This window comes from Pseudaminobacter soli (ex Li et al. 2025) (assembly GCF_029892515.1).
In the GTDB taxonomy this organism is placed as follows: Bacteria; Pseudomonadota; Alphaproteobacteria; order Rhizobiales; family Rhizobiaceae; genus Pseudaminobacter; species Pseudaminobacter soli_A.
This window is the reverse complement of sequence record NZ_JARXVF010000001.1, coordinates 174,163-187,395: the sequence shown is the minus strand read 5'-3', so window position 1 is coordinate 187,395 and position 13,233 is coordinate 174,163. Positions and strand designations below refer to the sequence as shown.

At 62.1% G+C, this 13,233-nt stretch carries 15 protein-coding genes; 9 read left to right on the top strand and 6 right to left on the bottom strand.

Going from position 1 to position 13,233, the window contains the following annotated elements:
- Positions 1 to 58 precede the first annotated feature (58 nt).
- A complete protein-coding gene (locus M2281_RS00965; protein WP_280819231.1) occupies positions 59 to 1,396 on the bottom strand; it encodes an ATP-binding response regulator in 1,338 nt (445 codons plus the stop codon).
- Positions 1,397 to 1,408: 12 nt separating this feature from the next.
- Positions 1,409 to 2,650, bottom strand: a complete 1,242-nt coding sequence (locus M2281_RS00960; RefSeq protein WP_280819230.1) for an FIST N-terminal domain-containing protein — start codon at positions 2,648 to 2,650, stop codon at positions 1,409 to 1,411.
- A 211-nt stretch (positions 2,651 to 2,861) separates the two neighbouring features.
- Here M2281_RS00960 and M2281_RS00955 point away from each other — a divergent pair, with 211 nt between their 5' ends.
- The 6 genes from M2281_RS00955 to M2281_RS00930 all read left to right on the top strand — a co-directional run bounded on the left by M2281_RS00955 (position 2,862) and on the right by M2281_RS00930 (position 8,308).
- Positions 2,862 to 3,383: a (2Fe-2S)-binding protein gene (locus tag M2281_RS00955; RefSeq protein ID WP_280819229.1), complete on the top strand. Its 522-nt coding sequence runs from the start codon at positions 2,862 to 2,864 to the stop codon at positions 3,381 to 3,383.
- A 119-nt stretch (positions 3,384 to 3,502) separates the two neighbouring features.
- Positions 3,503 to 5,857, top strand: a complete 2,355-nt coding sequence (locus M2281_RS00950; RefSeq protein WP_280819228.1) for a xanthine dehydrogenase family protein molybdopterin-binding subunit — start codon at positions 3,503 to 3,505, stop codon at positions 5,855 to 5,857.
- Positions 5,858 to 5,869: 12 nt separating this feature from the next.
- Entirely contained in the window at positions 5,870 to 6,673 is an 804-nt protein-coding gene (locus tag M2281_RS00945; RefSeq protein WP_280819227.1) for an FAD binding domain-containing protein, read from the top strand.
- A gap of 149 nt (positions 6,674 to 6,822) precedes the next feature.
- A complete protein-coding gene (locus tag M2281_RS00940) occupies positions 6,823 to 7,152 on the top strand; it encodes a hypothetical protein (RefSeq protein WP_280819226.1) in 330 nt (109 codons plus the stop codon).
- 88 nt (positions 7,153 to 7,240) lie between these two features.
- On the top strand, positions 7,241 to 7,684 hold the full coding sequence (locus M2281_RS00935; protein WP_280819225.1) for a hypothetical protein: 444 nt from the start codon (positions 7,241 to 7,243) through the stop codon (positions 7,682 to 7,684).
- 99 nt (positions 7,685 to 7,783) lie between these two features.
- A complete protein-coding gene (locus tag M2281_RS00930; protein WP_280819224.1) occupies positions 7,784 to 8,308 on the top strand; it encodes a DedA family protein in 525 nt (174 codons plus the stop codon).
- 85 nt (positions 8,309 to 8,393) lie between these two features.
- Here the strand turns inward: M2281_RS00930 and M2281_RS00925 are convergent, their stop codons facing one another.
- From M2281_RS00925 to M2281_RS00910, 4 genes are all read right to left on the bottom strand, one after another.
- Positions 8,394 to 8,684: a DUF982 domain-containing protein gene (locus M2281_RS00925; RefSeq protein ID WP_280819223.1), complete on the bottom strand. Its 291-nt coding sequence runs from the start codon at positions 8,682 to 8,684 to the stop codon at positions 8,394 to 8,396.
- 236 nt (positions 8,685 to 8,920) lie between these two features.
- Positions 8,921 to 9,535 (bottom strand): EF-hand domain-containing protein, encoded by a 615-nt coding sequence (locus M2281_RS00920; RefSeq protein WP_280819222.1) that lies wholly within the window; start codon positions 9,533 to 9,535, stop codon positions 8,921 to 8,923.
- A 238-nt stretch (positions 9,536 to 9,773) separates the two neighbouring features.
- The gene (locus tag M2281_RS00915; protein WP_280819221.1) at positions 9,774 to 10,118 is read right to left on the bottom strand and encodes a hypothetical protein; all 345 of its coding nucleotides are present in this window, start codon (positions 10,116 to 10,118) and stop codon (positions 9,774 to 9,776) included.
- Positions 10,119 to 10,227: 109 nt separating this feature from the next.
- On the bottom strand, positions 10,228 to 10,443 hold the full coding sequence (locus M2281_RS00910; protein WP_280819220.1) for a hypothetical protein: 216 nt from the start codon (positions 10,441 to 10,443) through the stop codon (positions 10,228 to 10,230).
- Positions 10,444 to 10,485: 42 nt separating this feature from the next.
- Between M2281_RS00910 and M2281_RS00905 the strand changes: the two genes are divergently transcribed.
- Genes M2281_RS00905 through M2281_RS00895 form a run of 3 tightly spaced genes read left to right on the top strand, consistent with a single transcriptional unit; the run spans position 10,486 to position 13,229 of the window.
- Positions 10,486 to 11,943 (top strand): hypothetical protein, encoded by a 1,458-nt coding sequence (locus M2281_RS00905; RefSeq protein WP_280819219.1) that lies wholly within the window; start codon positions 10,486 to 10,488, stop codon positions 11,941 to 11,943.
- A complete protein-coding gene (locus M2281_RS00900; protein ID WP_280819218.1) occupies positions 11,944 to 12,624 on the top strand; it encodes a hypothetical protein in 681 nt (226 codons plus the stop codon).
- Positions 12,624 to 13,229: a hypothetical protein gene (locus tag M2281_RS00895; protein ID WP_280819217.1), complete on the top strand. Its 606-nt coding sequence runs from the start codon at positions 12,624 to 12,626 to the stop codon at positions 13,227 to 13,229. Before M2281_RS00900 ends, M2281_RS00895 begins: the two co-directional genes overlap by 1 nt.
- Positions 13,230 to 13,233 lie beyond the last annotated feature (4 nt).

Below are 13,233 nucleotides of genomic sequence, written 5' to 3'. Positions count from 1 at the left end.
GGCCAATCCGTCTGGAGTCCTACTGCCTTACTGCCCTATTCCCCTACTCCCCATTTCCTCACGCCAACAGATGCGCCAGCAGTGCCCGGAGTTGCGCCGGCTTTAGCGGCTTGCGCATCAGTTCGACACCGGCGTCGCGCGCTGCCTGCGCCACCGTTTCCGAGGTGTCGCCAGTGACGATCAGCGCCGGCACGTCGCGCTTGAGATAGTCGCGCACGGCTGCGATGGTGACGCTGCCGAGGTCGCCGCCTTCCAGATGCTGGTCGGCGATGACGATGTCGGGAATCCAGGCCGTGTCGCCCAGGGCCTCCACCGCCTGGATGGTCGAGGCGGCCGATCTCACCGTGCACTGCCAGCGCTCCAGAAGCACCGTCATCGCATCCTGCACGTCGGGCTCGTCCTCGATCAGCAGCACCTTGGTGTCGAACAGGCCGTAGCCACGCGGCCGCTCCTCGACAGGGGCAGCGGGAGTTTCGACGAAGGCAGTTTTGGCGGCCGGCACATCGAGATGGAATATGGTTCCGCGCCCGACGACCGAGGTGAAGGTGATCGGATGGCCGAGCGCGCTCGCCATGCGGCGCACGATAGACAGGCCGAGTCCAAGCCCGCCGCCGGCCGGGTCTGCCTCGGCTGCCTGGGGCGCGCGGTGGAACTCCTCGAAGATCGCCTCGTACTCGTCTTCGGGAATGCCGCAACCGGTGTCCACCACGTCGATCCTGACGGTGCGGCGGCGGTGGCGTATGCCGACCAGCACGCCGCCGGTGCGGGTATAGCGGATGGCGTTGGAGATGATGTTCTGCAGAATGCGGCGCAGCAGCGTGCGGTCGGAGCGCACAACCGCATTGGTGGCGCGAAAGCGGAGTTTCAGGCCCTTCTGGTCCGTCACCGGTTGGAAATCAGATTTCAGCGAGGCGAACAGCGGCTCGAGCGCGACGTCGGTGATCTCCGGCTGGACCACGCCGGCATCCAGCTTGGAAATGTCGAGCAGGATGCGCAGCAGCTCTTCCATCGTTTCCAGCGAACGCTCCACCTGCTGCACCAGCTTGCGGCCTTCCTCCGTGGTCTGCACTTCGGCAAGCGCCGAGACGGTGAGGTGGGCGGCGTTTAGGGGCTGCAGGATGTCGTGGCTGGCAGCGGCGAGGAAGCGCGTCTTGGAAAGGTTGGCGCGCTCGGCATTTTCCTTGGCGGCGACGAGGTCGACGTTCGACACTTCCAGCCGGCGCAGGGTGGCGCGAAGTTCCTCGGTGCGGCTGCGCACCCGGTTTTCGAGATTGATCGCGGTCTGGAAAAGCGAAAACGCGTTGCCCTGCTGGTCCATCGAGCGCTCGACGCGCGAGATCAACGCCTCGTTGATCTTCTTGAGCCTTTCGATGTCGTGAACGTCACGGATGGGCATGTTTGCTTGCCATCATTCCGCCGCTTGTTGCTGCTGCCCGAAAGCGATGCCGGTGAAGGTCTGGTTTAGATGCATTGAACGATATTGCTCGCCATAGGTTCCAAATCCGACCACCCGGTTGGTACGATACAGTTCGGAAATGTCGCGGAATACCTGGCGATTGCGTGCATCCAGCCTTCTGAGCACGCAGTCGAAGCCCAAAATCATGTCGATGCCGCCAAGGCGCTCGCTGACATTCTTGAGCGCGGCGCGGGTCGATTCCACCATGCCGGTCGGCTCGGCGATGGACAGCACGACGCCATCGTCGATGGCGCAGTAGAAGGTCAGCGAGCCGTCCTTGTTCATCTTCTGGATGGAGCGGCAGTAATATTCGCCGCCCACCTTCACGACCACCGGATGCGAGGCGAAGCTGAGGGGCGTCATCGCGCTGTGCACGATGCCCACGGCTGCGGCGAATTCCTCGGCGGCCACGCCGGCGTTGAACTCGCGGACGATCCGCCGTTCCGGGTCGGAGGCGGTGACCACGAGTTTTTCTCCGGTCGGAACAAAGTTCTCGGTCTTGAAGACGTGGAACGGCACGTCGGTGGCGATCAGGATGACGATGGCGCAGTCGCTGCCGACATGGCCGTTGGAGATCAGCGTGGTGGTCTCGAACTTCAGGTTGTCGCCGGCCGAGCCGCCGATCAGTGGAATGTCGTCCAGCGCCCAGTGAAGCGCCGAAGTCACCGCTTCCTCGGCGTAGGAGAGGCCGTCAATGAGGCAGATGGCAAAGACATTGCCAGATCGGGCCGAACCGGTGCGGGCATGCAGGTTGCGCCGCAGCCCTTCCACCTCGCCGGCGACCTCGTCCATGCGGGCGGTGGACAGGTTTTCGATCGTGGCGCTCACTGCGGTGAACGAGCGCTGCGGAAACAGGATCGCCACGACGTGCCCGTCTTCGAGACCGGCGGGCGTGATTTCGCCCGCTGTGGAGCAGCCGGCATGGGCAAGATCCGGCGCGTGGCGCGTCAATGCATCGGACAGCGCCCTGGCGCTCATCATCGACTGGGAAAAGAAGAACAGGGCAAAACCGGCATCAATGGAGGATGCTTCGCCAGCGACCGCGCGGGCAAATTCATCGGCATCGGCCCTGTCATAGGTAAGGGCCGACAGACCGCAAGCATAGCTTGTCCGCGAACAGACCAGCGCAGGTTCCTCCCCAACCGGCCGATCGACGTCTTCCTCCCGCGCCGCCGGCGTACACGTCGCAGGCATCATTGTACCTGAAGTTGAATTTGGCAATGCCTTGGGTCTTGGTCCAAGCAGGCAGGCCGTGTGCGAAAGTACAATATGCGGACTCAAGGGGGGCCTTGCATTCTCGCTATGTCGGAATACGAAATACGCTTTCGTCATCTACTGTGGCGATTGCAGTCAAGCCGTGCGCAGACCTTACCGGCGCGACGGCGCGGGCACCGAGGGAGGTTACATGTCGGAAGTATCGTTGGTTGTGAACGGCCGGCGCGTGAGCGGCGTGGTCGAGGATCGCACGCTGCTGGTTCATTTTCTGCGCGAGCATCTGGGACTGACCGGAACGCATGTCGGCTGCGACACGTCGCAATGCGGCGCATGCGTCGTGCATGTGGACGGCAAGGCCGTAAAATCCTGCACCATGCTGGCCGCGCAGGCATCGGGGTCGACGGTGGTCACCATCGAAGGGCTGGCCGATGGCGCGGATCTGCATCCGGTCCAGGCGGCTTTCAAGGAAAACCACGCTCTGCAGTGCGGCTTCTGCACGCCGGGCATGATCATGGCCTCGGTCGACATCATCAACCGCCATCCCGACGGGCTGGACGAGGCGACGGTGCGCGAGGAACTCGAAGGCAATATCTGCCGCTGCACCGGCTACCACAACATCGTCAAGGCGGTGCTGGCCGCTTCCAAGGCCATGAGCAAGAGCAAGACCAAGACCAAGGGCAAGTCGGCGAGCAGGGCAAAGCAGGCAGCGTGACAAAAGTCGGGCGCGGGGCAGCGAACGGATTAGCGCAAAAGGGCCGTATCCGGCCGTTCTTTCCCTACCGTTATTCGCAATCCGCTTTTCGCTTCTGAAGGTTCTGGAGGAGAACTTCGATGGGCATTGAAGGTATCGGCGCGCGGGTGGCGCGCAAGGAAGACAAGAGATTCATCACGGGCGCGGGGCGCTACGTGGACGACATGGTGGTTCCGGGTATGAAGCACGCGGCCTTCGTGCGCAGCCCCTACGCCCATGCGCAGATCAGGAAGATCGACGTGAAGGCGGCGCAAGCCATGCCGGGCGTCATCGCGGTGCTGACCGGCAAGGAACTGAAGGCAGACGGCATCGGCAATCTGATCTGCGGCTGGATGATCCATTCCAAGGACGGCTCGCCGATGAAGATGGGCGCCTGGTCGCCGCTTGCCGTTGACAAGGTGCGCTATGTTGGTGACGCGGTGGCCATCGTGGTTGCCGAGACCAAGGGCCAGGCGCGTGATGCCGCCGAGGCCGTCGAGATCACGTATAAAGAGCTGAAATCGGTCGCAGAGGTGACAGAGGCCGTAGCCAAGGGCGCACCGCAGATACATCCCGAAGCCGAAGGCAACCTGATCTTCGATTGGGAGATCGGCAACGTCAAGGAAACCGAGGCAGCCTTCAAGAAGGCGGCACACGTGGTCAAGATGGACGTCGTCAACAACCGTCTGGTGCCCAACGCCATGGAGCCACGCGCAGCACTCGGCCACTACGACAAGGCCGAAGACCACTACACCTGCTGGACGACGTCGCAGAACCCGCATGTCGCGCGCCTGGTGATGAGCGCGTTCTACAACGTTGCTCCGGAGAACAAGCTGCGCGTCATTGCGCCCGATGTCGGCGGTGGCTTCGGCTCCAAGATCTACATCTATCCCGAGGAGATCGTCTGCCTGTGGGCTTCCAAGAAGTCCGGCGTGCCGGTCAAATGGGTGGCGGATCGCACAGAGAGCTTCCTGTGCGACGCCCATGGCCGGGACCATGTGACCCATGCCGAGATGGCGTTCGACGAGAACCACAAGATCCTCGGTTTCAAGGTCGACACCATGGCCAATCTCGGCGCCTACATGTCGCTGTTTTCGTCCGCAACGCCGACCTATCTCTACGCGACGCTGCTCTCGGGCCAGTATGACATTCCGGCCATCCATGGGAATGTGAAGGCGCTCTACACCAACACCGCTCCTGTCGACGCCTATCGCGGGGCAGGGCGGCCTGAAGCCGCCTTCCTCGTGGAGCGCATGATGGAGGTGTCGGCGCGTCAGTTCGGCATGTCGCCGGCGGAGCTCAGGCGCAAGAACTTCATCACCTCCTTCCCGCATCAGACGCCGGTGATCATGAACTACGACGCGGGTGACTTTGCAGCCTCGCTCGATGCGGCCATGAAGGAGGCTGACTATGCCGGCTTTGCCAAGCGAAAGGCCGAAGCCGCCAAGCGCGGCAAGCTGCGCGGCATCGGCATGAGCTGCTACATCGAGGCCTGCGGCATCGCACCCTCGGCTGCGGTGGGCTCGCTCGGCGCGGGCGTCGGCCTTTGGGAATCGGCCGAAGTGCGCGTCAACGCGGTGGGCACCATCGAAGTGCTGACCGGCTCGCACAGCCACGGGCAGGGGCATGAAACCACCTTCGCCCAGCTCGTTGCCGGACGCCTCGGCGTGCCACTCGACTCCATCTCCATCGTCCATGGCGACACCGACAAGGTGCAGATGGGCATGGGCACCTATGGCTCACGCTCCGGCGCGGTGGGCATGAGCGCGATCTCCAAGGCCCTCGACAAGGTCGAGGCAAAGGCGAAGAAGATCGCAGCTCACCTCATGGAGGCCGACGAGGGCGACATCGTCATCGAGAACGGAGCGCTCAAGGTGGCCGGCACTGACAAGAGCGTGCCGTGGTTCCAGGTGGCCCTCGCCTCCTACACCGCGCACAACCTGCCGGCCGGCATGGAGCCGGGCCTCAAGGAAACTGCGTTCTACGACCCGTCGAACTTCACCTTCCCGGCCGGTTGCTACATCTGCGAGGTCGAGGTCGATCCCGATACGGGCGTGACCCAGATCGTACAGTTCGTGGCAGCGGACGATTTCGGCAACGTCATCAATCCGATGATCGTCGAGGGCCAGGTGCATGGCGGCATTGCACAGGGCATTGGCCAGGCGCTTCTGGAGGGGGCCCATTATGACCCCGACAGCGGCCAGTTGCTGACGGCAAGCTACATGGACTACACCATGCCGCGTGCCAACGACCTGCCCTCGTTCAAGGTTTCGACCTCGAACACGCCATCGCCGTCCAATCCGCTCGGCATGAAGGGTTGTGGCGAGGCGGGTGCAATCGGTTCGCCGCCAGCCGTCATCAACGCCATCACCGACGCCATCGGCACGGAAAACCTGACCATGCCGGCGACCCCGCAGAAGGTGTGGGCGGCGATCCGCTCGGCCACGAAGCACTGAGGAGGAACGATCATGTATTCGGTCAATTATCATCGCGCTTCCTCGGTTGCCGATGCCACAAAGCTCATCAAGAAGGGCGACGCCAAGTTCCTGTCGGGCGGCATGACGCTGATCCCGGCCATGAAGACGAGGCTCGCCGCACCCTCCGATCTCGTCGATCTCAACCACATCGCCGAGCTCAAAGGCATCAAGATCACGGGCAAGACCGTGACGATCGGGGCGGCGACCACGCATTATGAGGTCGCCAATGACGAGAAGCTGAAGAAGGTTTGCCCGGCAATTTCCGAGCTTGCCGGTGTGATCGGCGACCCGGCCGTGCGCTATCGCGGCACGATCGGCGGCTCGATCGCCAACAACGATCCGGCTGCGGACTACCCTGCCGCGCTGATGGCATTGGACGCTACCGTGGTGACCAACAAGCGGCAGATCCCGGCAGACAAATTCTTCAAGGGCCTGTTCGAGACGGCTCTGAAGGATGATGAGATCATCACCGCCGTGACCTTCACAGCACCCGCGAAGGCAGCCTACCAAAAGTTCCCCAACCCGGCCTCGCGCTACGCCATCGCTGGCGTGTTCGTGGCCAAGGGCAAGGACGGTGTGCGCGTGGCGGTCACCGGGGCGGGCGACGACGGCGTGTTCCGCCCGAAGGAAATCGAGGCGGCGCTGGCGAAGAAATTCGATGCTGCCGCGCTCGATGGCGTGAAGGTGGCCTCGGCCAATCTGATGACCGACATGCACGCCTCGGCCGATTACCGCGCCAATCTGGTTTTGGTGATGGCCAAGCGCGCAGTTGCGGCGGCGAACGCGAGGGCGTGAGCCGAAGCTAAAGATGAAAGAGGGGCCGCTTGCGGTCCCTTTTTGCTGGGCGCACCGCTGGATGTAGTCGTGCGCGCAGCGGGTTTTTGACTTGCCTGCCGCCGATTGGCTAGATGGCGATGAAAGCGTTCTCAAGCAGGCAGGGAAGAGTGAAGATTTACTGGAAGATTGGACTCGGCGTCGCGGCGCTGCTGGCCGTCGCGCTCTTTGTCGTCTGGTATCAGGTCGCGTCGATCGGGCACGAGGCGCTGCGCGACGTGGCCACACAGGCCAATCTCTGCAAGACGGTCGGCTGTTCCGAAGGGATCGACGAGGCGTCGTCCTATCTCGCCGAGGAGTTCGGCCTGTCGCCGCGGCTCGTCGAATGGTGCACCGGCGTCGACACGCTGTCCGAGCGGATGGGCAGCAAGGGGCTGGTCAACCGCTCCTGGTGGATCATTCTCCTCTACAAGCCTTGCGGTGAGCCGATCCTAGAATGATCAGGCGACAGCATTCGTTGAGCTAGAGAATCAATAGCTATTGCCGGAACGACATCCTCGAGTAAGATAATCTTGCGGAGGGGATGATATGAAAATAATTCCGGCTCTTTGCGCAGTTTTATTTGTTTTTGTCGAGAACGCTTGGGCAGATCAAGTGGTCGAGACATATGATGGTCGCCAGGTGCTGCTGGGCGACGACGGTACTTACAAGTTCCTGGGTGGCGAACAGAAGCCGGACAGTAAGTACAAGCAGGTCAGCATTACTGATCTCAAGCTCGATATCGAAAGTATGCGTGGCCAGGCAATCGAGACTGCGGCGAGGGCCACGTCGGTGGGCGGAATGGTGATGCTGTCCGACCCCACGCAGGTGTTTGATTCAAATCCGGTCAGCACGGATTCGGAAAAGCTCAGCGGAAGTGATCGGCAGTACCTCCTTACGAAATGCAACTTGGGCTGCAAGATCACGGTTCGAGGGGTGATAAAGGAAGTGCTCTTCCGGGGCGGCATCGAGCTTCACGAGCTCGTCTACTGACGCGCTAGGCCAGTTCTTTCGGCGACCCGGCAACCAGGGGCGCCGGGTGAAGGTTTACCGCCGGGCGGCGGCCGACGCGGTGCCGGAAGAGAGGCGCACATGCATCTGGTGCAGAACAGCGTTGCCCTGATCGAACCCTACATCGCGGCCTATGGCTCCCTTGCCGTCTTCGTCATCATCTATTTCGAGTCGCTCGGCGCCCCGCTGCCCGGCGAGAGCCTGCTGGTGGCAATCTCGGTATTTGCCGCCCGCGGTCACATCGACCTCGCCCACGCTCTGACAGCGGCGTTTTTCGGGGCGATATTGGGCGACAGTACCGGTTATCTGATCGGGCGCTTTGGCGGCCGTCCGCTCCTGTTGCGTTTCGGCTCCTACATCGCGCTGACGGCCGAACGGCTCCTCAAGCTCGAGATGGTGTTCCGTAGCAAAGGCATCTGGATCGTCATGAGCGCGCGCTTTTTTGCCGTGCTCAGGCAGCTCAATGGGCTTGTCGCGGGCAGCGTCGCCATGCCCTGGCTGCACTTTCTGTTCGCCAACATCATTGGCGCAGCGGCATGGGTGCTGGTTTGGGGTCTTGGCCCCTATCTGGCAGTGGACACTTTCGAGGCCATTTTTCGGCGATAGAGCGGAGGCCTGACAGAGGCGCTTGGCCTCAAAATGAAAACCGCTTGCCGGCGGGGCCAGCAAGCGGTTTTGAATCGGAAGGGAATTACGCGGCGAGCCACTCCTCGGCCGCTTCCATCGTTGATCCAGAAATCGGGTCGGGCACGAGAATGCCACGCGAGCGGGCGAACGCCCTGAACGCGATATAGGCCGCCTTGATGTCGGCGTCGTTGGTAAGAGCGTTGCGGCAGAGGTTGAGAGCCATGAGATGCATTGGCCCGCGGTTGCCGTTCCATTCCACCAGTGCCTCATAGGCTTCCCAGACATTGTCGACGTTGCGGGGGAAGCCGAGGCCGACAAAGATCGCGATAGGCTGTTCGAAGCGCTTGTTGGTCATGAGTGTCTCCAGCTGCGGGAACCCGGGGTTGGATCCAGGTTCCACGTTACAAGGGGCGGGGCGGAACGCTCGAGTTGGCTGTTGGTTGCATCGCTGTCCGACAAAAGTTCATGTTGATCCCGCGCCGCCGGCACGACGGATGCAAAAGTTCCGCTGCGGATATGGCTGGCGACGCCGGAACGTGGTGGGCGCCGCCGTGCAATGAGAGCTCGGAACTGGCCCGATTGGCCGTGCTTTTATCTGCGCAAGAAGGCCTGGATATCGTCGAGGGTGATCCTGCCGGTCTTTCTGGTGTCGATGGCGTCGAACAGCCGTTTCATGACCGCCGACACTTCATCGAAGCTCAGCGAGCCGTCATTGTCCGTGTCGGCTATTGCAAACAGCACTTTTAGCGGAATCGGGATTCTCCTGCCATGCATCCTTTCCATCATCGGTTCGGGAGGCATCATGCGCGGACGCCCCTGCATCTGTCCGGGCATGCCCCCCTGCATGCCGGGCATCGGCCCGGGCATTCTCTGCTGAGGCATCATTCGCTCGGGCGGCCGCACGGGCATCTGCCGTTCGGGGGGCATCATGTTCTGGCCCGGCTCTTCAGGCTCTTCCTCGTAATATCCGTCCGAGGGGGGCGCTGCCTGCGTGACAGTCGAATTGTTCTGATCCTGGGGCGACTGTGCAAAGGCGCTTGTCATCATGCCCGTGGTCACGAGCACCGCCGATAAAGTGAGGCTCTTCAACAGCATCGATGTCATGGAATCCTCCATGCTCCCCGTCGCCGGCGGGCGGCGGGAGCCATTCGTTGAGGCTGACTTCTGTTCCAGGCGTAGGCCGACGACCGCAGCGCCCGCCGCCACGCGGGCTCGGTAAATCACGCGGCCAAGCCCGTCATTCTGTGGGTTGCGCACGCCATGCGCGGCGGTCGCGATTTAACGAACCGTGCGTCAGAAGGTTGCAAGAAGGTCGGTGCGGTATCCGCGGCGAAGGGCTACCGATGCAAGGCAGGAGATCGATCTGCTCGCAGAGCAATTCGTCGATCGCCTCCTTACGGGAGACCCAGCTTTACCCTACGGGAAATCCAATAGGGCAGCGACCTCAGAAGCCGCGCTCCTCGTCGACCCATTCCTCGGGCGGAATCGGGAACGGCTGAATGGTCCGGACAATCCCGCCTTCTCCAAGCTCCTGAATTTGCTGTTCGATTGCTTCCCGCAGCGGCATGACAACGTCCCACACCCCGGCGGCAAAATCGCGCGCCAGGTCGTTATCTGTGTTGCGGGCTTGATATTGCGCCTTGTCGCAAAACCGTTTTGCGTCGGCGCCCACGCAAAACATGGCCCGTTCAGGCAATTGGGTGACGATGCTCGCGACAATAGTGAGCAGCGCCTCCATCTTGCCCGAGTCGTACGCCGATTTCCTCCGGCTGTCTTCAGACTCTTCCATCCCGCAGTCCCCCTCCCGGAATCTGGTGATTCGGATAGGGTAACGCGTTCCGCAGCGCCGTGGAACGGGGGGGGCGAGACGGCCGGGTGCGCCGGCCAAAATTTTTTTTCTACGCCTTCAGATCGAGGCCGGCGACAGTGCCTTGTAGTTGCTGAAGCGCGGTCAGCGTGCGCGTGAACGACGCGGCAGACGCGTGTTCCTGCCGCGACTTCGCGCGATCGATCGCCGTCCGCAGCGCCGAGAGAGCATCGAAGGACGAACTGTCGTAGGTCGCCGCCGAGGGGCCGCCCGGTCCGGCGTAGGCTGTGGCCGCTGGTGCCATCATGCCGATGAGACCGGTTGAGGCTATGCCGGGGCTGCGTGGGACATGATCACCGACGGGATTTCGCTCGCGGCCGGAGCGATCAAGGACACCTTCCTGGCAGCGATCAATCTCATGGTCGACGCCATGGGCGGAGTCGAGGTGGCTTGGTCTGACGTTTTCGACTTCATCAAAGATGCCGCAAACAAGATGATCGGCTACCATTTGGCCATCGTCGACACGGTGGCGACGGCCTTCACCCAACTGCCAGCCGCCATTGCCGATGGCGTGATCGGCGCCATGAACACCATGGTCAGCTACGTCGAAATAGGCATCAACAAGGTTGTCGATGCCGTGAACACGGCCATCGAAGCCATCAACTCGCTCGGATCTTGGGCGGGCATGGATGGCATAGGCAAGATCGATCCGGTGGAGCTCGGTCGGCTCACAAACAGCTATGCCGGCGCCGGCGCAGCGGCGGGCAAGGCTTTAACCGACAACATCAAGAATGCGTTCACAAAGGACCACATTGGCGACGCGCTTGGCGAACTGCGCAAACGCGCGAACGACCGCGCGGCGGCCAAAACGGCTGGCACCGATGACGCAGCAGTGCTCAATAGCCGCGGGCCGCGCGGGGCTACCGGTGGCGGTGGCGGCGGCAAAGGTGGGCGTTCAAAGAAGGACGATCTGCAGCGCGAGATCGAGAAGATCAAGGAGCGCACCGCCGCCCTGCAGGCCGAAACGGCAGCGCAGGCGCAGCTCAATCCGCTGGTCGACGATTACGATTACGCGATCACCAAGGCGCGGGCGACGCAGGAGCTGCTGAATGCCGCGCAGAAGGCCGGCATTGCCATCACGCCGGAACTGCGGGCGCAGATCGAGCAGTTGGCCGAAGGCTATGCGCAGGCGACCGTCGCGGCCAACCAGCTTTCGGAATCGCAGGACAAGGCGCGCCAGGCCGCCGAGGACATGCGCTCGCTCGGCAAGGATGTCTTCAGCGGCTTCATTCGGGATATGAAGGCTGGAAAGTCCGGCGCCGAAGCCCTTGCCAGTGCTCTGAGCAAGATCGGCGATAAGCTGCTGGAGATTGCAGCAAATGCTTTGTTCGATGGTGGCGGCAGCCTCTTTGGCGGCATGTTCGGCAGCATCGGCAAGCTGTTCGGATTCGCCCATGGTGGCGTCGCCGCACACGGTCAGCCGCAGCCGATGAAGACCTTTGCCAAAGGCGGCGTTGCCAGCTCGGCGTCGATCTTTGGGGAGGCGGGGCCAGAAGCGGCGGTTCCGCTTCCGGACGGTCGCCGCATCCCTGTCGATCTCAGGACACCGAACCAGAGGGCAGGCGGCTCCAGCGACATGGTGCATATCAAGCTGCAGGACGACAGCGGTCGCATGGCCGATATCGCCGATCAGCAAATCAGGACTGCGTCTGGGACCATTGTGCGGGTATCAGTCGAGCAAAGCACCAAGGCCGTGAAATCGCAAATGCCGGCGCTGCTGGCGAATGCGCAGACGAGGCAGATGTAAATGGCGACAATCCTTTGGCCGATCTGTGTGCTGCCAGTTCAAAACCCACTGATCAGCATCGCCTCGCGATCTCTTACTGGGCCGGCGTCGGTTTCCGGAAAGTCTCAAACAGCATCGTCAGACGCCGGTCTCTGGAAGGCGACCTTTGGCAATGTGGTCGTGAACAATCGTCAGAGAGTGATTTGCTGGCGCGCCATTGAGACGCTTCTGGAAGGGCGATTGAACGCAATCCTGATACCTCGGGGCCGAGACTATCAGCCTCGCGTGGGAGGTTCGCTCGATGCAGATTTGCTGGCAGCAGTGCCGCACTCGGATGGCGGGCTGTTTGACGATGGCAGAGGCTACATCGGGCAGGTGACCAATGTTCATCTAGCCGGATCGGTTGCTCCACGCGCTGTCTCAGCCTCGATCATTATCAAGAGTGGGGGGCGGATCGAGCCTGGACAAGACTTCTCAATCGGGGAACGGCTCTACCGATTGCGGTCAGTGAACTACACCTCACCAACTGCTGCCGCGATCACTTTCAGGCCACCGCTACGGGAAGCCGCGGCGCTCGGCGATCGGCTTGAGTTCGATGATCCAGTCTGTCGCATGAAATTGGCAACTGACGACGCCATGGATCTCGAACTGGCGCTACGCCGCTTCGGCAATCCGACGGTCAATTTCATCGAGGATGTGTGATGGATTTCTTCACCCCCGAGCAGATTGAAATGCTCTCGCAGACGACCGTTCGGCTCGATCTGCTCGTCGAGTTTCAATTCACGTCCGGCATCACCCGGGTCTGGAACGGTAACACGGAACTGCAATCCGGCATCGAGGGCGGCAACTCGAAGATATGGAAGCCGATGTATGGCTCGGGCCAGATCGACGGCCTGTCGCTGCCAACCGGGGCCACGGCGGAATCTGTCAATTTCACCGTATCCGGCATCCCAGAGGACAAGATCGGCCTTCTGGCAAAGGCGCTGGAAGAATCGCCGCAGGTCGCGCAGCGGCTGGTGACTGTCTATCTGCAGCTCTTCGATGCCGACTGGCAGCCATTCGGGGTGCCGATCGGCATCTGGTGGGGCTTCATGCAGCCGCCGCGCGTTGCGCGCTCGCAAATGCAGGACACCGAAGGCGCAGTCCAATCCGTCAGCCTGACGGCCGAAAACGCCTTCTTCAACCGCGCGCGCCCGCCGTATGGCCGCTACACCGACCGCGACCAGCAGAAGCGCGCACCGGGCGACAAGTTCCTGCAGTTCGTGCCGTCGCTGCTGTTCAAGACCTTCGAATATCCGCGCTACTGAAGAT

What these genes read in the sequence shown, in the direction of transcription:
- M2281_RS00965 (WP_280819231.1), bottom strand. Translation starts at nt 1,396, where the DNA reads ATGCCCATCCGTGACGTTCACGACATCGAAAGGCTCAAGAAGATCAAC.
- M2281_RS00905 (WP_280819219.1), top strand. Translation starts at nt 10,486, where the DNA reads ATGATCACCGACGGGATTTCGCTCGCGGCCGGAGCGATCAAGGACACC.
- M2281_RS00945 (WP_280819227.1), top strand. Translation starts at nt 5,870, where the DNA reads ATGTATTCGGTCAATTATCATCGCGCTTCCTCGGTTGCCGATGCCACA.
- M2281_RS00960 (WP_280819230.1), bottom strand. Translation starts at nt 2,650, where the DNA reads ATGCCTGCGACGTGTACGCCGGCGGCGCGGGAGGAAGACGTCGATCGG.
- M2281_RS00955 (WP_280819229.1), top strand. Translation starts at nt 2,862, where the DNA reads ATGTCGGAAGTATCGTTGGTTGTGAACGGCCGGCGCGTGAGCGGCGTG.
- M2281_RS00930 (WP_280819224.1), top strand. Translation starts at nt 7,784, where the DNA reads ATGCATCTGGTGCAGAACAGCGTTGCCCTGATCGAACCCTACATCGCG.
- M2281_RS00950 (WP_280819228.1), top strand. Translation starts at nt 3,503, where the DNA reads ATGGGCATTGAAGGTATCGGCGCGCGGGTGGCGCGCAAGGAAGACAAG.
- M2281_RS00935 (WP_280819225.1), top strand. Translation starts at nt 7,241, where the DNA reads ATGAAAATAATTCCGGCTCTTTGCGCAGTTTTATTTGTTTTTGTCGAG.
- M2281_RS00900 (WP_280819218.1), top strand. Translation starts at nt 11,944, where the DNA reads ATGGCGACAATCCTTTGGCCGATCTGTGTGCTGCCAGTTCAAAACCCA.
- M2281_RS00895 (WP_280819217.1), top strand. Translation starts at nt 12,624, where the DNA reads ATGGATTTCTTCACCCCCGAGCAGATTGAAATGCTCTCGCAGACGACC.
- M2281_RS00915 (WP_280819221.1), bottom strand. Translation starts at nt 10,118, where the DNA reads ATGGAAGAGTCTGAAGACAGCCGGAGGAAATCGGCGTACGACTCGGGC.
- M2281_RS00910 (WP_280819220.1), bottom strand. Translation starts at nt 10,443, where the DNA reads ATGATGGCACCAGCGGCCACAGCCTACGCCGGACCGGGCGGCCCCTCG.
- M2281_RS00925 (WP_280819223.1), bottom strand. Translation starts at nt 8,684, where the DNA reads ATGACCAACAAGCGCTTCGAACAGCCTATCGCGATCTTTGTCGGCCTC.